Source organism: Pseudomonas sp. 3B-A001-10F (assembly GCF_056313565.1).
The window spans coordinates 41642-61113 of the sequence record NZ_JBQYFW010000012.1; the positions used below are offsets into that span (position 1 = coordinate 41642).

16 protein-coding genes are annotated in these 19472 nt (G+C 59.1%); 10 read left to right on the top strand and 6 right to left on the bottom strand.

Annotated elements, in window-relative coordinates; translation table 11 throughout:
• Positions 1-64 precede the first annotated feature (64 nt).
• On the bottom strand, positions 65-787 hold the full coding sequence (locus AC0ZWN_RS13550; protein WP_476335407.1) for a tellurite resistance TerB family protein: 723 nt from the start codon (positions 785-787) through the stop codon (positions 65-67).
• Between the two features lie 178 nt (positions 788-965).
• Between AC0ZWN_RS13550 and AC0ZWN_RS13555 the strand changes: the two genes are divergently transcribed.
• The 8 genes from AC0ZWN_RS13555 (at position 966) to AC0ZWN_RS13590 (ending at position 11171) form a co-directional block, all read left to right on the top strand.
• A complete protein-coding gene (locus AC0ZWN_RS13555) occupies positions 966-1880 on the top strand; it encodes a LysR family transcriptional regulator (protein WP_007949637.1) in 915 nt (304 codons plus the stop codon).
• Between the two features lie 132 nt (positions 1881-2012).
• On the top strand, positions 2013-3470 hold the full coding sequence (locus AC0ZWN_RS13560) for a gamma-aminobutyraldehyde dehydrogenase (RefSeq protein ID WP_476335409.1): 1458 nt from the start codon (positions 2013-2015) through the stop codon (positions 3468-3470).
• 83 nt (positions 3471-3553) lie between these two features.
• Entirely contained in the window at positions 3554-4705 is a 1152-nt protein-coding gene (gene ydcS, locus AC0ZWN_RS13565; protein ID WP_108227057.1) for a putative ABC transporter substrate-binding protein YdcS, read from the top strand.
• 372 nt (positions 4706-5077) lie between these two features.
• Positions 5078-6115, top strand: coding sequence for an ABC transporter ATP-binding protein (locus AC0ZWN_RS13570; RefSeq protein WP_476335411.1), 1038 nt, complete (start codon positions 5078-5080; stop codon positions 6113-6115).
• A gap of 16 nt (positions 6116-6131) precedes the next feature.
• A complete protein-coding gene (locus tag AC0ZWN_RS13575) occupies positions 6132-7052 on the top strand; it encodes an ABC transporter permease (RefSeq protein WP_007908947.1) in 921 nt (306 codons plus the stop codon).
• Positions 7042-7866 carry an ABC transporter permease gene (locus tag AC0ZWN_RS13580; RefSeq protein WP_186621983.1) on the top strand — a complete coding sequence of 275 codons (825 nt, stop codon included), beginning with the start codon at positions 7042-7044 and terminating at the stop codon, positions 7864-7866. Before AC0ZWN_RS13575 ends, AC0ZWN_RS13580 begins: the two co-directional genes overlap by 11 nt.
• 167 nt (positions 7867-8033) lie before the next feature.
• Complete coding sequence (locus tag AC0ZWN_RS13585; RefSeq protein WP_476335413.1) at positions 8034-9458, top strand: gamma-aminobutyraldehyde dehydrogenase; 1425 nt, start codon at positions 8034-8036, stop codon at positions 9456-9458.
• A 228-nt stretch (positions 9459-9686) separates the two neighbouring features.
• The gene (locus tag AC0ZWN_RS13590; RefSeq protein WP_476335415.1) at positions 9687-11171 is read left to right on the top strand and encodes an APC family permease; all 1485 of its coding nucleotides are present in this window, start codon (positions 9687-9689) and stop codon (positions 11169-11171) included.
• Between the two features lie 43 nt (positions 11172-11214).
• Here the strand turns inward: AC0ZWN_RS13590 and AC0ZWN_RS13595 are convergent, their stop codons facing one another.
• Together AC0ZWN_RS13595 and AC0ZWN_RS13600 are read right to left on the bottom strand one after the other, a co-directional pair.
• Positions 11215-11841 carry an RloB family protein gene (locus tag AC0ZWN_RS13595; RefSeq protein WP_476335417.1) on the bottom strand — a complete coding sequence of 209 codons (627 nt, stop codon included), beginning with the start codon at positions 11839-11841 and terminating at the stop codon, positions 11215-11217.
• 2 nt (positions 11842-11843) lie between these two features.
• A complete protein-coding gene (locus AC0ZWN_RS13600; RefSeq protein WP_476335419.1) occupies positions 11844-13097 on the bottom strand; it encodes an AAA family ATPase in 1254 nt (417 codons plus the stop codon).
• Between the two features lie 301 nt (positions 13098-13398).
• On the opposite strand from AC0ZWN_RS13600, the gene AC0ZWN_RS13605 reads away from it, so the two are divergent.
• Positions 13399-13911, top strand: coding sequence for a BRO-N domain-containing protein (locus tag AC0ZWN_RS13605; RefSeq protein WP_476335421.1), 513 nt, complete (start codon positions 13399-13401; stop codon positions 13909-13911).
• Between the two features lie 50 nt (positions 13912-13961).
• Here the strand turns inward: AC0ZWN_RS13605 and AC0ZWN_RS13610 are convergent, their stop codons facing one another.
• On the bottom strand, positions 13962-14147 hold the full coding sequence (locus tag AC0ZWN_RS13610) for a hypothetical protein (RefSeq protein WP_007908956.1): 186 nt from the start codon (positions 14145-14147) through the stop codon (positions 13962-13964).
• A 392-nt stretch (positions 14148-14539) separates the two neighbouring features.
• Between AC0ZWN_RS13610 and AC0ZWN_RS13615 the strand changes: the two genes are divergently transcribed.
• Positions 14540-16168, top strand: a complete 1629-nt coding sequence (locus tag AC0ZWN_RS13615) for a glucan biosynthesis protein D (protein ID WP_099758089.1) — start codon at positions 14540-14542, stop codon at positions 16166-16168.
• 205 nt (positions 16169-16373) lie between these two features.
• Here the strand turns inward: AC0ZWN_RS13615 and AC0ZWN_RS13620 are convergent, their stop codons facing one another.
• Both AC0ZWN_RS13620 and recJ read right to left on the bottom strand, forming a co-directional pair.
• On the bottom strand, positions 16374-17480 hold the full coding sequence (locus AC0ZWN_RS13620; protein ID WP_093436771.1) for an NADH:flavin oxidoreductase/NADH oxidase: 1107 nt from the start codon (positions 17478-17480) through the stop codon (positions 16374-16376).
• 269 nt (positions 17481-17749) lie between these two features.
• Positions 17750-19459, bottom strand: coding sequence for a single-stranded-DNA-specific exonuclease RecJ (gene recJ / locus AC0ZWN_RS13625; RefSeq protein ID WP_095050352.1), 1710 nt, complete (start codon positions 19457-19459; stop codon positions 17750-17752).
• Positions 19460-19472 lie beyond the last annotated feature (13 nt).

The window sequence follows — 19472 nt, forward strand, 5'->3', positions numbered from 1 at the left end:
CGCTCCCACATTGGAACGCAATCCCCTGTGGGAACGAGCTTGCTCGCGAAAGGGCCAGCCGGGTTTACGCCGATGCGATGCGCACCTGCTTCTCCAACTCCACCTTCAACCCCGGCTCCAGCTTCAGTTGCCGCGCCAATTCATCCAGATAGCTCTTCTCCATAAAGCTTTCCTCATCCACCAGCATCACACTGGCGATGTACATTTCTGCCGCCATCTCCGGCGTGCTCGCGGCCCGGGCGACGTCGGTCGGGTCCAAGGGTTTGTTGAGCTCGGCGTGCAGCCAGTGTTGCAGTTCCTGATCGTTGTCGAGTTTGGTGAATTCGCCTTCGATCAGTTGGCGTTCGCGGTCATCGATATGGCCGTCAGCCTTGGCGGCCGCCACCAGTGCTTTGAGAATGGCCTGACTGTGTTGCTCGGCTTGCGCAGGTGGCAAGCGATCGAGGGTTTGCGGTTCGCGTTGTGGCGCTGTGCCTTTTTGCGCGTTGTAGTTGCCGTAAGCCTTGTAGGCCAACACACCCAGCGCCGCGAGGCCGCCGTAGATCGCAACTTTGCCACCGACCTTGCGCACTTTCTTGTTACCGAGCAGCAGGCCCATCGCACCTGCGGCCAATGCACCGCCACCTGCACCTGACAGCAGACTGCCGAGTCCACCAGAACCTGATGCGCCGCCGAGCAAACCGCCCAAGCCACCGGCAGCCGGTTTGTTCTGCGTTCCGCCAGCCTTGTTCTGCAATAGATCCTGGCCGGACTTGAGCAGTTGATCGAGCAATCCACGGGTGTTCATGTTCCGCCTCCAAACAGGGGTTATCCGGATCTATAAGGCCCTCAGCCTAGTTCGAAAGTGCCCCTGTCCGACCTGCGAGTGTGCTTCCAGATGTTGCTCGCCCTGCAGCAGCCCTTCGTGAAAATAGATATACACTCAGGCCAATCTATAAAAACCGCCCACTGGGTAGCCCCTTCTCATGATGACCCTGCGTCAGATTCGTCACTTCATCGCCGTGGCCGAGACCGGCTCGATCTCCGCCGCCGCGCAAACCGCGTTCATATCCCAATCGACCCTGACCCTGGCGATCCAGCAACTGGAAGAGGAAATCGGCGTCAGCCTGTTCAGCCGCCACGCCAAGGGCATGACGCTGACACACCAAGGTCATCAATTCCTACGCCAGGCGCACCTGATTCTGGCGACCGTGGACAACGCCAAACGCAGCCTGCAGCAGAGCACCGATCAAGTCGCCGGGCAGTTGATCGTCGGTGTGACCAGTCTGGTCGCCGGTTATTACCTGGCGGATCTGCTCACCCGTTTTCAGCGCGCGTATCCCAATGTCGAAATCAGAGTGATGGAAGACGAACGGCCCTACATCGAGCATTTGCTGGTCAGTGGCGAGATCGATGTCGGCGTATTGATCCTCTCCAACCTCGAAGATCGCCACGCTTTGCAGACTGAAGTACTGACCCACTCACCGCACCGTTTGTGGCTCCCGGCCCAGCATCCACTGCTGGAGCACGACAGCATCAATCTCGCCGACGTCGCCCGCGAACCGTTGATTCAACTTAACGTCGATGAAATGGATCGCAACGCCCAGCGTTTCTGGCGCGGTTCCGGGCTGCAACCGAAAATCACTCTGAGAACCGCGTCCACCGAGGCCGTGCGAAGTCTGGTCGCCGCCGGATTGGGCGTGTCGATACAGCCTGACATGACTTATCGCCCATGGTCGCTGGAGGGCGACATCATCGAAGCGCGTCCGATCGCCGACCTCAATCAGACCTTGGACGTCGGCCTGGCCTGGCGCCGTGGCACCGCGCGTCCCGCATTGGTCGACCCATTCCTGACTGTCGCACGCGAGCAACCCCACGGCGGGCGCAAGCCATCTATTTAATCGAATGCTGCCTTCAGTATTTAGTATTTGTCGACCTCGGAGCCGCGCACTAGTCTTGCTGCATCTATAAGACGGCCGGCTCCCGGGTTTCAGGGAGCAACAATGGCCACACAAGAAAAGAGATCGCGGAAAATGGCTGGCGCGCAGACCCCGATGTGTACCGCGTTGTTGATTGATGGCGAACTGGTCGCCGGGGAAGGTTTTGTCGAGCCGATTCTCAATCCGGCCACCGGCGAAATCCTCACGCACATCGCCGAAGCCAGCACCGAGCAAGTCGAAGCCGCCATCCTCGCCGCCCACCGCGCCTTCGCCGAGTGGTCGCGCACCACGCCGCAGCAACGTTCGAACCTGTTGCTCGAGATCGCCAACGCCGTGGAAAAACACGCCGACCACCTCGCCCGCCTCGAATCGCTGAACTGCGGCAAGCCGTTGCACCTGGCGCGTCAGGACGATTTGACCGCGACCGTCGACGTATTCCGTTTCTTCGCCGGCGCCGTACGCTGCCAGACCGGTCAGCTCAGCGGCGAATACCTGCCGGGCTACACCAGCATGGTCCGTCGCGACCCGATTGGCGTGGTCGCTTCGATTGCGCCGTGGAACTACCCGATCATGATGGCCGCGTGGAAAATCGCCCCGGCCCTCGCCGCCGGCAACACGCTGGTGTTCAAACCGTCCGAACACACGCCGCTGTCGATCCTCGCTCTGGCGCCAGCGCTGGCCGAAATCCTCCCGCGCGGGGTCATCAACATCATCTGCGGTGGCGGCGAAGGCGTCGGCAGCCATTTGGTCGGCCACGCCAAGGTGCGCATGGTCTCGCTGACCGGCGATATCGTTACCGGGCAGAAAATCCTCCAGGCCGCCGCGAAAACCCTGAAACGCACGCACCTCGAACTCGGCGGCAAAGCCCCGGTGATCGTCTGCAACGACGCCGACATCCAGGCCGTGGTCGATGGCGTGCGCACTTACGGTTACTACAACGCCGGGCAGGACTGCACCGCTGCCTGCCGGATCTACGCGCAGGCCGGGATTCACGACAAATTGGTCGCCGAACTCGGCGCCGCCGTCAGCAGCCTGCGCTTCGCCGGCAAACGTGATGCCGATAATGAGATCGGCCCGCTGATCAGCACCCGTCAGCGCGACCGCGTCGCCAGTTTCGTCGAGCGCGCCCTCGGCCAGCCGCACATCGGACGCGTGACCGGTGCGGCGGTGCACTCCGGTGCCGGTTTCTACTATCAGCCGACGCTGCTCGCCGGTTGCAAACAGAGCGACGAAATCGTTCAGCGCGAAGTGTTCGGCCCGGTGGTCACCGTGACCCGTTTCGACGAACTCGCGCAGGCCGTCGACTGGGCCAACGACTCCGAATACGGCCTCGCCTCGTCGGTCTGGACGCAGAATCTCGACAAGGCCATGCAGGTTGCCGCGCGCTTGCAGTACGGCTGCACGTGGATCAACAGCCATTTCATGCTGGTCAGCGAAATGCCCCACGGCGGGCTGAAGCGCTCCGGTTACGGCAAAGACTTATCCAGTGATTCGTTGCAGGACTACAGCGTGGTGCGGCACATCATGGCCCGCCACGGCCAGCATCTCTGACTACGCTAATAACAAGCCGCCAACGGCATGCTTCACCGCGTTCACAACTGCCCCGACCATAATTTAAAGAAGAGGGTTCAACCATGTTCGTGCACAAGACCGCACTGCTCAGTGCAATCACCACGGCCCTGCTGGCCAGCGCCAGCCTGCAAGCGGCCGAGCCGTTAAAGGCTGTCGGTGCTGGCGAAGGTCAGCTGGATATCGTTGCGTGGCCGGGTTACATCGAACGTGGTGAGAGCGACAAAGCCTATGACTGGGTGACCGGTTTCGAGAAAGAAACCGGCTGCAAGGTCAATGTGAAAACCGCCGCTACCTCGGACGAAATGGTCAGCCTGATGGCCAAGGGCGGTTACGACCTGGTCACCGCATCAGGCGATGCCTCACTGCGGTTGATCGTCGGCAAACGGGTGCAACCGATCAACACCGCGCTGATCCCGAACTGGAACACCCTCGACCCACGCCTGAAAGATGCGCCGTGGTACGTGGTCAACCAGCAGACTTATGGCACCCCGTACCAGTGGGGACCGAACGTGCTGATGTACAACACCAACGTGTTCAAGACCGCGCCGAGCAGTTGGAACGTGGTGTTCGCCGCGCAGGATCTGCCCGACGGCAAGCCGAACAAGGGCCGCGTGCAGGCGTATGACGGCCCGATCTACATCGCCGATGCGGCGCTGTATCTGAAGTCGACCAAGCCTGAACTGGGTATCAAGGATCCGTATCAACTGACCGAAGATCAGTACAAAGCCGTGCTTGATCTGTTGCGCGCACAGCAGCCGCTGATCCACCGCTACTGGCACGACACCACGGTGCAGATGAGCGACTTCAAAAACGAAGGCGTGGTCGCCTCCAGCGCCTGGCCGTATCAGGTCAATGGCTTGATGAACGAGAAACAGCCGATTGCTTCGACCATTCCCAAAGAAGGCGCCACCGGCTGGGCCGACACTACCATGCTCCACGCCGAAGCCAAGCACCCGAACTGCGCGTACAAGTGGATGGACTGGTCGCTGAAACCGAAAGTCCAGGGTGATGTGGCGGCGTGGTTTGGTTCGTTGCCGGCCGTTCCTGCGGCGTGCAAAGAAAGTGAGTTGCTTGGCGCTGAAGGTTGCAAGACCAACGGTTTCGACCAGTTCGACAAGATCGCCTTCTGGAAAACCCCGCAGGCTGAGGGTGGCAAATTTGTGCCGTATAGCCGCTGGACCCAGGACTACATCGCGATCATGGGCGGCCGCTAAGCCCGGGAGCGACTCGGTCGAACTCCCTTTCCCCCTCGCCCCCCTGGGGGAGAGGGTTGGGGTGAGGGGGTAGCTTTTGCCTTTGCTCTTGATCTCAGAGCAATGGCCGAAACCGCCACCCTCACCCCCCGCCCTCTCCCGGAGGGAGAGGGAGCTAAAAGCAGATCGCATTCACCGTTAGATGCCGATCGTTCCCACGCTCTGCGTGGGAATGCATCACCGGACGCTCCGCGTCCATTTGCACGAGGTGACGCAGAGCCTCACAGGCAGCATTACCACGCAGAGCGTGGGAACGATCATTCGAAAGACTGTTTTTTCAAAAGGCTGGGCAGGGCCGCTGCGACGGCCCTCGCCTTTTTGGAGCACCGCACCATGACGCTTGCAGTCCAGTTCACCAACGTTTCCCGGCAGTTCGGCGAGGTCAAGGCCGTTGACCGGGTTTCCATCGATATCGAGGACGGCGAGTTCTTTTCCATGCTCGGCCCATCCGGCTCGGGCAAAACCACCTGCCTGCGGCTGATCGCCGGGTTCGAACAACCGAGCGCCGGTTCGATCCGCATTCATGGCGCGGAAGCGGCCGGTTTGCCGCCGTATCAACGTGACGTCAACACAGTGTTTCAGGATTACGCGCTGTTCCCGCACATGAACGTCCTCGACAACGTCGCCTACGGTTTGAAGGTCAAAGGCGTCGGCAAAACCGAACGGCATAAACGCGCCGAAGAAGCTTTGGACATGGTCGCCCTCGGCGGTTACGGCGCCCGCAAACCGGTGCAGTTGTCCGGCGGTCAGCGCCAGCGTGTCGCCCTCGCCCGCGCCCTGGTCAATCGCCCGCGTGTGCTGTTGCTCGATGAGCCTTTGGGTGCACTGGATCTGAAACTGCGCGAACAAATGCAAAGCGAACTGAAGAAGCTGCAACGCCAGCTCGGCATCACTTTCATCTTCGTCACTCACGATCAAACCGAAGCGCTGTCGATGTCCGATCGCGTCGCCGTGTTCAACAAGGGCCGCATCGAGCAGGTCGACACGCCGCGCAATCTGTACATGAAACCCACCACCACATTTGTCGCTGAATTCGTCGGTACCTCGAACGTGATTCGTGGCGATCTGGCGCGTGAAATCAGCGGTCATCCGCAGCCGTTTTCGATCCGCCCTGAACACGTGCGGTTTGCCGAAGGCCCATTGGCCAGCCACGAAATCGAAGTCAGCGGGTTACTCCACGACATCCAATATCAGGGCAGCGCCACGCGCTATGAATTGAAACTGGAAAACGGCCAGACCCTGAGCATCAGCCACGCCAACACTCAGTGGGTCGACAGCAGCGCGCAGCATCAGACCGGCCAGCGTCTGAGCGCACGTTGGGCGCGGGAAGCGATGATTGCACTGCACGACACCGTGGCGAGCGGGGTGTGACATGAGCACGCTCGCGATGACTGCATCGCCGCCGTTGCGCAGGTTTTCCAACCTGCTCTATCGCAAGCCGAACCTATATCTGTCGATGCTGCTGGTGCCGCCGCTGCTGTGGTTTGGCGCGATTTATCTCGGCTCGTTGCTGGTGCTGCTGTGGCAAGGTTTCTACACCTTCGACGACTTCACCATGGCGGTCACTCCGGACCTGACCCTGGCAAATTTTGCCGCACTGTTTCAGCCGTCGAACTTCGACATCATCCTGCGCACGCTAAGCATGGCCATCGTTGTGTCGATCGCCAGCGCCATCGTCGCGTTCCCGATTGCCTACTACATGGCGCGCTACACCACCGGCAAGACCAAGGCGTTTTTCTACATCGCGGTGATGATGCCGATGTGGGCCAGTTATATCGTCAAGGCGTATGCGTGGACGTTGCTGTTGGCCAAGGGAGGCGTGGCGCAGTGGTTTGTGCAACACCTTGGATTGGAGCCGGTGTTGCAGTTCATTCTGGGGATTCCCGGCGTCGGCGGCAGCACCTTGTCGACCTCGCATCTGGGGCGGTTCATGGTGTTTGTGTACATCTGGCTGCCGTTCATGATTCTGCCGATTCAGGCGTCGCTGGAACGTCTGCCGCCGTCGCTGTTGCAGGCTTCTGCCGACCTCGGCGCCAAGCCGCGCCAGACCTTTATGCAGGTGATTCTGCCGCTGTCGATTCCGGGCATTGCGGCCGGTTCGATCTTCACGTTTTCGCTGACCTTGGGCGATTTCATCGTGCCGCAACTGGTCGGGCCACCGGGCTACTTTGTCGGCAGCATGGTCTACGCGCAGCAAGGGGCGATTGGCAATATGCCTATGGCGGCGGCGTTTACGTTGGTACCGATTGTGTTGATCGCGGTTTACCTGTCCATTGTCAAACGATTGGGGGCTTTCGATGCGCTCTGACTCTTCATCACAAGGGCAGGCCTCACTGGGCTTAAAAATCGCAGCCTGGGGCGGGTTGGTATTTTTGCACTTCCCGATCCTGATCATCTTCCTTTACGCCTTCAACACTGAAGAAGCCGCGTTCAGCTTTCCGCCGAAGGGCTTCACGCTGCACTGGTTCAGCGTGGCGTTTTCGCGGCCGGATGTTCTGGAGGCGATCAAGCTTTCATTGCAGATCGCAGCCATCGCCACGTTGATTGCCATGCTGCTCGGTACGCTCGCGTCAGCCGCGCTTTATCGCCGGGATTTCTTCGGCAAGCAGGGCATCTCGCTGATGCTGATCCTGCCGATCGCGTTACCGGGGATCATCACCGGGATCGCGCTGCTGGCCACCTTCAAGACGCTGGGGATCGAACCGGGGATGTTCACCATCATCGTCGGCCACGCGACCTTCTGCGTGGTGATCGTCTACAACAACGTCATCGCCCGCCTGCGCCGTACTTCGCACAGTTTGATCGAGGCCTCGATGGACCTCGGCGCCGATGGCTGGCAGACGTTTCGCTACATCATCCTGCCGAACCTTGGCTCGGCGTTGCTGGCCGGCGGCATGTTGGCGTTTGCACTGTCGTTCGACGAAATCATCGTCACCACGTTTACCGCCGGGCATGAACGCACCTTGCCGTTGTGGCTGCTCAACCAGCTCAGCCGCCCACGGGATGTGCCGGTGACCAATGTCGTCGCCATGCTGGTGATGATGGTGACGATGTTGCCGATTTTGGGCGCGTATTACCTGACCCGGGGTGGCGAAAGCGTTGCCGGTAGCGGCGGCAAATAAACATCTGAAAGACACCACTTTCCCCTGTGGGAGCGAGCTTGCTCGCGAAGAGGCCGTCACATCCAACATTGATGTCGACTGATACACCGCTTTCGCAAGCAGGCTCGCTCCCACAGTTTTTAATCCGGTTTCGGCAGAAAAATAATAGATTCGAAGAGGACAGAACGATGCAAACCAAACTCTTGATCAACGGCCAACTGGTCAACGGCGAAGGCCCGGCGCAACCGGTGCTCAACCCGTCGCTTGGCGAGGTCCTGGTAGAGATCAACGAAGCCACTGAAGCTCAGGTCGACGCCGCCGTACGCGCTGCCGACAACGCCTTCGCCGACTGGTCGCAAACCGCGCCGAAAGACCGTTCGCTGCTGCTGCTCAAACTCGCCGACGCCATCGAAGCCCACGGCGAAGAACTGGCCAAGCTCGAATCCGACAACTGCGGCAAACCCTACAGTGCCGCGCTCAACGACGAGATCCCGGCAATTGCCGACGTGTTCCGTTTTTTCGCTGGCGCCAGCCGTTGCATGAGCGGCTCGGCCGCTGGCGAATACCTGCCCGGCCACACCTCGATGATCCGCCGCGATCCGGTGGGCGTGATCGCCTCCATTGCGCCGTGGAACTACCCGCTGATGATGGTCGCCTGGAAAATCGCCCCGGCACTGGCGGCCGGTAATACCGTGGTGCTCAAACCGTCAGAGCAAACTCCTCTGACCGCGTTGCGTCTGGCTGAACTGGCGTCGGAAATCTTCCCGGCCGGTGTACTCAATCTGGTGTTTGGTCGCGGTCCTACCGTTGGCAGTCCATTGGTTACGCACCCGAAAGTGCGCATGGTTTCGCTGACCGGCTCCATCGCCACGGGCGCCAATATCATTTCCAGCACTGCCGACAGCGTTAAACGCATGCACATGGAACTGGGCGGCAAGGCGCCGGTGATCATCTTCGACGACGCCGATATTGATGCGGCGGTGGAAGGTATTCGTACCTTCGGTTTCTACAACGCCGGGCAGGACTGCACCGCCGCGTGCCGGATCTATGCGCAGCAAGGCATTTACGACAAGTTTGTCGAGAAGCTCGGCGCTGCGGTCAGCAGCATCAAGTACGGCTTGCAGGATGATCCGTCGACTGAACTGGGGCCGCTGATCACTGCGCAACATCGCGACCGTGTTGCCGGGTTTGTCGAGCGTGCTGTGGCGCAGTCGCACATTCGTTTGATCACTGGTGGTAAGGCTGTCGAGGGCAATGGTTTCTTCTTCGAGCCGACGGTGTTGGCCGATGCGCAGCAGGACGACGAAATTGTCCGTCGCGAAGTGTTTGGGCCAGTAGTTTCCGTGACCAAGTTCACCGATGAAGCGCAGGCGCTGGAGTGGGCCAACGATTCGGACTACGGCCTCGCCTCCTCTGTATGGACGGCGGATGTAGGACGCGCGCATCGCATGTCGGCACGCTTGCAGTACGGCTGCACGTGGGTGAACACGCACTTCATGCTCGTCAGCGAAATGCCCCATGGCGGTCAGAAATTGTCCGGGTACGGGAAGGACATGTCCATGTATGGGCTGGAGGACTACACCACGGTTCGGCATGTGATGTTCAAGCATTAACAGCGAAAAGATCGCAGCCTGCGGCAGCTCCTACATGATGGACGCCGCTCTTCTGTAGGAGCTGCTCCGCAGGCTGCGATCTTTTCCGCGACACACGGACGATGTCGGCGATTCACCACCAGGCTTCACCGAAACCAAAACAACAACTACCGAACCGGGCGGCGCCCACAAAGCCCCGCCACGGCCTCGGCCATCCGAAATCTGCCGATTTCACGGAGCAAAACACACATGAGTTCCTCACCCGATCTCGCCACAGCCGTTGCCGACAGCGATGCCGAACAACTGCGCAAACTGGGCTACACCTCGAACTTCAACCGCAGCATGAGCCTGTGGGAAAACTTCGCGTTGGGCTTCACTTATCTGTCACCGGTCGTAGGGGTTTATACCCTCTTCGGCCTGTGCCTCGCTGCCGGCGGCCCACCGATGTTCTGGGCCTACTTGCTGGTCGGTTGCGGCCAGTTGCTGGTGTGCCTGATCTTCGGCGAAGTGGTTTCGCAGTTCCCGATTTCCGGCGGGGTTTACCCTTGGGCACGCCGATTGGTCGGTAAAAAATGGGCGTGGATGGTCGGCTGGATCTACTCCATCGCCCTCTGCGTCACCATCGCTGCCGTTGCGGTCGGCGCTGGCCCATACCTGGCCGCCATGCTCGGTTTTGAGCCGAGCAACAACACCAACATCGTCATCGCCCTGGTGCTGACCCTGTTCGCCACACTGGTCAACCTCAGCGGCACCAAAGTGCTGGCGCGCATTGCCATGTTCGGCTTTCTCTGCGAACTGGTCGGCGCGGTGATCGTCGGTGTTTACCTGCTGGTGTTCGAACGCCATCAACCGCTGAGCGTGCTGTTCAACACCTTCGACATCAGCGTCGACGGCTCGTACCTGCCGGCGTTCCTCACTGCCTCGCTGGCGGGGATGTTCCTCTACTACGGCTTCGAGGCTTGCGGCGACGTCGCCGAAGAAACCCCGAACCCGAGCGCAAAAATCCCGGTGGCCATGCGCATGACCATCTACATCGGCGGCATCGCAGCGATGTTCGCCTGCCTGGCGCTGATCCTCGCCGTGCCGGACATGCAAGCGGTGATCAACGGCACCGACAAAGACCCGGTCACCACCATCCTCAACAACGCCTTCGGCCCGCTCGGCTCGAAAGTGGTGATGGGCGTGGTGATGATTTCCTTCATCTCCTGCGTCATCAGCCTGCAAGCCGCGGCGAGCCGTCTGCTGTACTCCTACGCTCGCGATGAAATGGTCATCGGCAGCCGACTGCTGAAAAAGATTTCTCCTACAACCCAAGTGCCGGTTGCTGCGCTGTTCGTCTCCGGCGTCCTGCCTGCGCTGATCATCGCCCTTGGCTTCTTCCTGCAAGACGCCGTGGCCACCATCGTCAGCTTCGCCGCCATCGGCATCTACCTCGCGTTCCAGATGATCGTGCTGGCCGCGCTGTACGCCCGCAGCAAAGGCTGGAAACCAAGCGGAAAATTCACCCTCGGCGCGTGGGGCTGGCCGGTGAACATCGGCGCGCTGGTGTACGGCGTTGGCGCAATCATCAACATGGCCTGGCCACGTACGCCGGATGCGGCTTGGTATGTGAACTATGCGATGGTGTTGAGTACTGCGATCGTGATTGGGTTGGGCTTGGTTTACATGTGGATTGGCAAGCCGTATGACCATGGCAAGGCGCCGGCTGGGGATGCTTGGAAGGTCAGTCGCTAAGAGTCAATACCTGCCCGCAAGGATGCGGGCACGGTTAACAGTGCTAGATCCGTTGGGGTGTGGATAACGCTTCAAATGCATCCATCAACAAATGGATTTCGGTACTTGGATTAGGCTCGCCACTGGCCACTGCGTCTTCTAGTACTTTTGGCGCCAGCGTTCTAGCCCGGTGAAAGGGCTCACCCAGCAACTGAGCAAAATAGCTGACGCCTTTACCCTTCTCATAATTCGCCATGTTGGGCTTAGTCTTCAAACTCTTGCTCACCAGATCACCCGGAGAGTTTTTCCCGGCAGACCTGAAGGGTTTTCGGCTAAAGCCAAAGTGCAAAAGAAGCCAAAATTCAAAGCATGGATACGACGCGATGACTGTGATTTTTGGATGAGACTTCGCTTCACTCAATGCACGTTCAAAACACAGGTGAGTATCACGATCCAAGACGCAGAAGACTTTGTCGAAGTGCTCTTGTCGCCGCATCGCTCGATCGACGATGCCGCTCGGATGAGTTACACCGCAGTGGACGATTTCAACCTTTGCCCGAGCACGAAAGTGCAGTGCCGCCTCTTCCAGATAACGCTTACCTGACTTGCTGTCTTCGCAGAGCACCAAAACATTAGGCTGGGGCTTAAAGCGTGAGGCTTTTCGATCGAACGACTTATTCGAACTCACCATTGTCAGCCCCGCCTTATCAGCGGCAATCCGCGGTAACGCCCTTCGAAGTAGCGCTTCTCGACGTCCTCACGTTCCTGACCTTCAAAGTCGTGCACGGAAAACAGATGCGTGGCAGCGTGAGCATCGCGTTCTGTAATCCAGAATTGATCGCGACGTAGAATTTTCTCATTCATCAGATGGGTGTCGTGGGTGGTGAAAATCAGTTGCGTATTCAGCCCGTTGTCCAGATGTCTGGCGATCAAATCGGCGACGATTTCAGGGTGCAGACTGCTGCTCAACTCATCGACACTGAGAACGCCGCTGCCACCGGCCTGATTCATCATGAACCATGGCAGCCAGAAACCAATCAGGTTCTTCGTGCCGCAAGACTCTTCCGAAAAATCAAACTCGGCTTCACCCGACATACTCGAGTGTGTGAGCGTCAGCTTGTCCCGTTGCGCGGCGGCAATGAACTCCTTAAGCGTGAGTTTTCTGTTATCGGCAGCCGAAACAGAATCATCCGGACTGAGTTGAATCGCTGATACCGGAATATCCAGCGCGCAGAGAAAATCACGTAAGTCGCTCGTATGGCTTTTAACCATCTGAAGAAATCGAATCGAAGCTGTGGATAAACCGGGCATGTTGTTCTGCTCAATCACCAGCAGACCACTTTGAAACCAGGAAAACGGTACGCGCAGTTGCATCAGTTCTTCACTGCTGTGAATCACCGCTTGTGCGATAAACAACATCTTGGGGCTGGTCAAACGCTGCCATGCGCGATGGACTTCCTTGCCCCCCTCAAGGGTTTCGCCGAAAAGATAGTGCTCGCCTTGCGCATCAACCTGACGCTTGTACAGCAATGTCTCCTTTCCTTCTGGAAAGCAGAGCAATTGCTCATGAACAATCCGTTGCGCCGTCAAACCAAGGACAAATCGATAGCGCAAACCACCTTGAACAAAGTCGTACTCAAAAGTACTGGGTTCATCTTTCAGTGTTTCGTCGAAACGAAACGCTGAAACGGGTAACGCGGCATCTAGCGTGTCAGCGGGTATCGCCAATAAGCTCCCGACGACGCCCATCGCTCGAATCAACGATGACTTGCCGGACGCATTCGGTCCATAAATCGCAGCGACCTTGAGCAGTTCCGGAAGCTTTTCCGTATTCGTGGATGCTTTGAATGTGTTGAGTGATTTACTCAGAAGAGGGCTCGCCGCCATGGACAGGGTTTGCCGGTCCCTGAACGAGCGGAAATTGGAAACTGAAAACTCGATCAACATGGAGAAACCTGCAGTTCATTCCGTGGATCCGAATAGATAAAGGAAAAACGACGGCTTGGGCGTTTTGGTTGCTGTTGGCACTGCAAAATCAGGCATTTCCTACAAATACAGCCTTCAGAGATAGGCCCGCTTTCCTACAGTAGGTGTCGATAGAGCCGACTTGGCGTCGTAGGTTGCTAGCCGATAGACTTTCTCTCGGCAGCGAAATCAGCGGCCCGGTGTCGGAGCCGGAGTAAATATCAAAACGGCGTGACTGCACTCATTTGAGTGGCGGCTCTATTCTCAATATTGGAGTCGAAAAATGCCTAACCACGTAAAAATTCCTTCTGAAAGCTCCGCTTTCTTCACCCCCACCGCCTTCACCCGCCACAACCGTTTTCTCCACGCCTTCATGCAAGATCACGAAGCCTGGTTCTGTGTTCAGGATCTCGGTCGCTTGATGGGCTATCCGCTAAACGAACGCCTCACCCTGAAACTCGATCCCGACCAGCGTCGCAATGTCCTCCTGCGCAAGGACGGCGAAATCATCGATTGCGCGATGGTCAGCGAGTCCGGACTGTTCGCCCTGCTCGTCCATCACTTCGTCCCGGAAAACCGACACCTGCGCCAATGGCTGAGCCATGAAGTCATCCCGATGCTGCGCGAAACCCATTCAAGCCCTGTGAAAAACCACCCCAGCGTGAGTTCGATGCATTGGGCAGGCGTCACCGTGCCGCTGCTGCACTGGCAACAGCAGGCGTGGGTCAAATGGCGGGATGTGCCGGAGTTGATGCGCGGCCAGCGGCCGTATCCAGTACTGGGAACGTGTAGCTGATCCAAATAAAAAAGGGGCGGACATTTCAGTCCGCCCCTTTTAATTTCCACTCAAAACCGCGAAACACTCCGCATCGCATCCACCAGATACCGCATCGCAATCCGGTCGTTCTCCGAAAGCTCCCGATATCGCTCAACCAGCTTCACTTCGTCAGAGCTGAGCCGACGCCTTTTGCGGCCGCTGCCGAGGCAGGGAAAGATGCCCAGCATGTCGGTGATACCTTGTATTTTTGCCATGGACGATGTCCTTCAATACTTCAAAGAATTGCTAAACCACCACATCGCCCTGCCCCTTACAGCAGCGCCGTGTGCCCTACCGGTCAGCACCGGTCATGCCCATAGAATAGAAATTAAATCGGCGCTGAAAAGCGGTTTTTAGAGTAATTAGTCGAAAAAAGCAGATATGCCGTGTAAATCAGAATGCCCTGTCAGATATTTAACCGACATGTCTTGTTTCATTGACACACTGGCGCGGTGAATCAACGAATTTTGCATTGCGAGCGAACCGTTTAAGCTAGCGGGCATCTGTTAATAGTCCGTTGCGTTTGGCCGAAGGCTTGTCCGAACCGTTATTTCTGATCCAGCACGTGCCAGGAACGGCGCGGGATTGCACACGACAGGTTGTATTTATGCATCGCAGGAATTTGCTCAAAGCGTCCATGGCCATTGCGGCTTACACCGGTCTTTCGGCCACTGGCCTGCTGGCCAGCCGTGCGTGGGCGGCCAATGGCGGCGCCGCCGATGGCGAGGCGCAGGCCTTCGACTTCGAAGCGCTGAAGCGCCAGGCCAAGCAACTGGCTGGCAGCGCCTATCAGGACACCAAACAGGTGCTGCCGCCAACCCTGGCGACCATGACCCCGCAGAACTTCAACGCGATCCGCTACGACGGCGAGCATTCGCTGTGGAAGGAAAACAAGGGCCAACTGGACGTGCAGTTCTTCCATGTCGGCATGGGGTTCCGTCAGCCGGTGCGCATGTACAGCGTCGACGCCAAGACGCGCACTGCCCGCGAGGTGCATTTCCGCCCGGCACTGTTCAACTATGAAAACACGTCAGTCGACACCCAGCAGCTCAAGGGTGACCTCGGTTTTGCCGGCTTCAAGCTGTTCAAAGCGCCAGAGCTGGATCGTCACGATGTGTTGTCGTTCCTCGGTGCCAGCTATTTCCGTGCGGTAGACGCCACTGGCCAATATGGCCTCTCGGCGCGCGGCCTGGCGATCGACACTTACGCGAAAAAACGCGAAGAATTCCCTGACTTCACCAAGTTCTGGTTCGAGACCCCGGACAAGAACGCCACCCGATTTGTGGTGTATGCCCTGCTCGACTCGCCAAGTGCCACTGGCGCTTATCGTTTCGACATCGATTGCCAGGCCGAGCGCGTGGTAATGGAAGTCGATGCGCACATCAATGCGCGCACGGCGATCGAGCAATTGGGCATCTCGCCGATGACCAGTATGTTCAGTTGCGGCACCCACGAGCGCCGCATGTGCGACACCATCCACCCGCAGATCCACGACTCGGATCGTCTGGCGATGTGGCGCGGCAACGGCGAGTGGATCTGCCGCCCGCTGAACAACCCGGCGACCCTGCAATTCAATGCGTTTGCCGACACCGATCCGAAAGGCTTCGGTCTGGTGCAGACCGACCATGAATTCGCCAACTATCAGGACACCGTGGACTGGTACAGCAAGCGCCCGAGCCTGTGGGTAGAACCGACCACGGCGTGGGGCGAAGGCTCTATCGATCTGCTGGAAATCCCTACCACCGGCGAGACTCTCGATAACATCGTCGCGTTCTGGACCCCGAAAAAACCGGTGGCTGCCGGCGATTCGCTGAACTACGGTTACAAGCTTTACTGGAGCGCATTGCCGCCCGTGGGCACGCCGTTGGCACGGGTGCACGCGACCCGTTCCGGCATGGGCGGATTCACCGAAGGCTGGGCACCGGGCGAGCATTACCCGCCGGTGTGGGCGCGTCGTTTTGCCGTGGACTTCACTGGCGGTGGTCTGGATCGACTGCCGCAAGGCACCGGGATCGAACCGGTGGTGACGTGCTCGAACGGCAAGGTGCAGGATTTCAGCGTACTGGTGCTGGATGACATCAAGGGCTATCGGATTCTGTTTGACTGGTACCCGACCAGTGACAGCGTGGAGCCGGTGGAGCTGCGGTTGTTTATTCGCACCAACGATCGCACGTTGAGCGAGACCTGGTTGTACCAGTATTTCCCGCCGGCGCCGGATAAGCGTAAGTACCCTTGATGGTTATGTAGCGCCTACAAGGACCTCTTCGCGAGCAGGCTCGCTCCCACAGTTGATCTCGGCCGATCACAAAAGTCATGACCGGCATTGATCCAATGTGGGAGCGAGCCTGCTCGCGAAGGAGGCCCAGGCAAAACAACATTCAGCAGACAAAACAAAGCCCCGGCCATCAATGACCGGGGCTTTTTGCTTTATTGCGACTCACTCAATCGCGCAAATCAGACTCATGAATCGGCTGATCACGATGCGTTGCCCGTTGATATTGCGCCGGCCACACCGCTTTGCGCCCCCCCAGATCATCGTCGGCATGCAGTGGCCAGTAAGGATCACGCAGCAGCTCCCGAGCGAGGAAAATGATGTCAGCCTGACAGGTGCGCAGAATATGCTCGGCCTGCGCTGGCTCGGTAATCATTCCCACGGTGCCGGTGGCGATGCCTGACTCTTTGCGCACACGCTCGGCGAAGCGCGTCTGATAGCCCGGCCCGACCGGAATTTCCGCGTTGGCCGCCGTCCCGCCCGACGACACATCGATAAGATCTGCGCCGAGGGTGTGCAGACGTCGCGCCAGTTCCACGGTTTCATCCGGGTTCCAGCCGTCTTCCACCCAGTCAGTGGCCGACACGCGAACAAACACCGGTAACTCCTCCGGCCAGACCGCCCTCACCGCTTCGGTCACTTGCAGCACCAGACGAATGCGGTTCTCGAACGATCCCCCGTACTGATCGCGACGCTGATTACTCAGCGGCGAAAGAAACTGGTGCAGCAGATAACCATGCGCCGCGTGTACCTCGACCACGCTGAAACCCGCCTTCAGCGCGCGTTTGGCGGCGTCGACAAACGCCTGAATGACGTCGGCGATCTGCCCTTCATCCAGCTGTTTCGGTTGCGTGTGCTGCGGATCGAAAGCAATCGGTGACGGGCCGACCGGTGTCCAGCCGCCATCATCGGGTTTGACACTGCCATGCTTGCCGATCCACGGCCGATGGGTGCTGGCCTTGCGCCCGGCGTGGGCCAGTTGAATCCCGGCGACCGCACCTTGGGCGGTGATGAAGCGGGTGATGCGTTGCAGCGGCTCGATCTGTTCGTCGTTCCACAGGCCAAGGTCTTCGGCGGTGATTCGCCCGTCGGCCGTGACCGCCGTGGCTTCGGTAAATACCAGACCCGCGCCACCTACCGCGCGACTGCCGAGGTGTACCAGATGCCAGTCGTTAGCGAGGCCGTCGACACTGGAGTATTGGCACATCGGTGACACCGCGATGCGGTTGGGCAGGGTCAGTTGGCGCAGGGTGAAGGGTTCAAGCAGCAGACTCATGGGGCACCTCTCAAATCAGTGGGCAGGCTCCAGGGTTCTGTTTGAATAGTCGACGAGTGACAGGAAAAAGATGCAGCACCCGCCCCCGCGGGCAAAAAATTCGACAAGACGTCACAAGGCCAATCAAGCAGTGCTTAGAGCCTAGTCGACAACCGGGGATGAGGGAGGGTTCAGAGTGATTCAGTGCGTGAAAGGACGCTTTCGCGAGCAGGCTCGCTCCCACAAAGGACAACACCGTACCTGTGGGAGCGGGCCTGCTCGCGAAGGGCTTAGCGCGGTTCGATGTGGGCAATCATCAACTGAACAGTCTCGTTACCCCGAAACTCGTTAACGTCGAGCTTATAAGCCAGTTCAACCCACTGAATCGTCGGGTTCGGCCAGATATCGCGATCAACGCCGAAGGCAATACCATCCAGCTTCACCGAGCCACATTCGCTCTTCAGCACCACTTTCAGGTGCCGTTCGCCGACCACTCGCTGTTCGACCAACTGAAACACGCCATGAAACAGCGGCTCCGGGAAGTGCTGCCCCCAAGGCCCGGCATGGCGCAAGGCGCGGGCCAGTTCGAGGTGGAATTCTTCAACCGCCAGCGTGCCATCGGTCAGCATGCGCCCGGTCAGGTCTTCTTCGCGAAGTTGCCTACGCACCTCAGCGTCAAAGGCCTCGGCGAAAAGCGGAAAATTCTCCTGCGGCAAGGTAAGACCAGCGGCCATTGCGTGGCCACCATACTTGGCGATCAGGTTCGGATGCTGCGCCGCCACCACGCTCAACGCGTCACGAATGTGGAAGCCTTGCACCGAACGCCCGGAGCCCTTGAGCAAGCCATCACCGGCATCGGCGAAGGCAATGGTCGGACGGAAATAACGCTCTTTCATCCGCGACGCGAGAATCCCGATTACACCCTGGTGCCACTCCGGGTCGAACAGGCACAGACCAAACGGCATCGATTCGACCGGCAAGTCCTTGAGCTGCGCCAGCGCCTCGCGCTGCATGCCTTGTTCGATAGATTTGCGATCCTGGTTCATGCCGTCCAGTTGCGCGGCCATTTCCCGGGCCAGGTTGGCGTCGGCAGTGAGCAGGCATTCGATGCCCAGGCTCATGTCATCCAGACGTCCGGCAGCATTCAGGCGCGGGCCGACAATAAAGCCAAGATCGGTGGAGGTAATGCGCGCAGCGTCTCGCTTGGCCACTTCAAGGATCGCTTTGATCCCCGGCCGTGCGCGCCCGGCGCGAATCCGCTCGAGACCTTGATGCACCAGAATCCGGTTGTTGGCGTCCAGCGGCACCACATCGGCAACGCTGCCCAGCGCCACCAGGTCGAGCAGTTCACCGATGTTCGGCTGCGGCTTGTTCTCGTACCAGCCGAGACTGCGCAAACGTGCACGCAACGCCATCAACACATAGAAAATCACCCCGACGCCGGCCAGTGCCTTGCTCGGGAATTCGCAGCCGGGCTGGTTCGGGTTGACCAGCGCATCGGCCAGCGGCAGTTCATCGCCAGGCAAGTGGTGGTCGGTGATCAGTACTTTGAGGCCGGCCTTTTTGGCAGCGGCCACGCCTTCGACGCTGGAGATGCCGTTGTCGACGGTGATCAGCAATTGCGGTTCGCGGGTCAGTGCGACCTCGACGATTTCCGGGGTCAGGCCGTAGCCATATTCGAAGCGGTTCGGCACCAGATAGTCGACATGCGCCGCACCGAGCAAGCGCAAACCAAGCATGCCGACGGTACTGGCGGTCGCCCCGTCCGCGTCGAAGTCGCCGACGATGAGGATGCGCTGGCGTTGCTCCAGCGCTGTCACCAGCAAGTCCACCGCCGCGTCGATGCCCTTGAGTTGCTGAAACGGGATCAACCGCGCCAGGCTCTTGTCCAGCTCCGCCTCGGACTGCACGCCCCGCGCCGCGTACAAGCGGGTCAGCAAGGGTGGCAGATCACCGAGAAACGGCAGAGTGGCAGGCAGTTGACGAGGTTCGATACGCATGGGGTGACAGAGA

Excerpts from the sequence above, each read along its gene's own strand:
- AC0ZWN_RS13560 (WP_476335409.1), top strand. The coding sequence starts at position 2,013 with ATGGCTGGCGCGCAGACCCCGATGTGTACCGCGTTGTTGATTGATGGC.
- ydcS (WP_108227057.1), top strand. The coding sequence starts at position 3,554 with ATGTTCGTGCACAAGACCGCACTGCTCAGTGCAATCACCACGGCCCTG.
- AC0ZWN_RS13590 (WP_476335415.1), top strand. The coding sequence starts at position 9,687 with ATGAGTTCCTCACCCGATCTCGCCACAGCCGTTGCCGACAGCGATGCC.
- AC0ZWN_RS13620 (WP_093436771.1), bottom strand. The coding sequence starts at position 17,480 with ATGAGTCTGCTGCTTGAACCCTTCACCCTGCGCCAACTGACCCTGCCC.
- AC0ZWN_RS13605 (WP_476335421.1), top strand. The coding sequence starts at position 13,399 with ATGCCTAACCACGTAAAAATTCCTTCTGAAAGCTCCGCTTTCTTCACC.
- AC0ZWN_RS13555 (WP_007949637.1), top strand. The coding sequence starts at position 966 with ATGATGACCCTGCGTCAGATTCGTCACTTCATCGCCGTGGCCGAGACC.
- AC0ZWN_RS13600 (WP_476335419.1), bottom strand. The coding sequence starts at position 13,097 with ATGTTGATCGAGTTTTCAGTTTCCAATTTCCGCTCGTTCAGGGACCGG.
- recJ (WP_095050352.1), bottom strand. The coding sequence starts at position 19,459 with ATGCGTATCGAACCTCGTCAACTGCCTGCCACTCTGCCGTTTCTCGGT.
- AC0ZWN_RS13580 (WP_186621983.1), top strand. The coding sequence starts at position 7,042 with ATGCGCTCTGACTCTTCATCACAAGGGCAGGCCTCACTGGGCTTAAAA.
- AC0ZWN_RS13575 (WP_007908947.1), top strand. The coding sequence starts at position 6,132 with ATGACTGCATCGCCGCCGTTGCGCAGGTTTTCCAACCTGCTCTATCGC.
- AC0ZWN_RS13550 (WP_476335407.1), bottom strand. The coding sequence starts at position 787 with ATGAACACCCGTGGATTGCTCGATCAACTGCTCAAGTCCGGCCAGGAT.
- AC0ZWN_RS13615 (WP_099758089.1), top strand. The coding sequence starts at position 14,540 with ATGCATCGCAGGAATTTGCTCAAAGCGTCCATGGCCATTGCGGCTTAC.
- AC0ZWN_RS13610 (WP_007908956.1), bottom strand. The coding sequence starts at position 14,147 with ATGGCAAAAATACAAGGTATCACCGACATGCTGGGCATCTTTCCCTGC.
- AC0ZWN_RS13570 (WP_476335411.1), top strand. The coding sequence starts at position 5,078 with ATGACGCTTGCAGTCCAGTTCACCAACGTTTCCCGGCAGTTCGGCGAG.
- AC0ZWN_RS13595 (WP_476335417.1), bottom strand. The coding sequence starts at position 11,841 with ATGGTGAGTTCGAATAAGTCGTTCGATCGAAAAGCCTCACGCTTTAAG.
- AC0ZWN_RS13585 (WP_476335413.1), top strand. The coding sequence starts at position 8,034 with ATGCAAACCAAACTCTTGATCAACGGCCAACTGGTCAACGGCGAAGGC.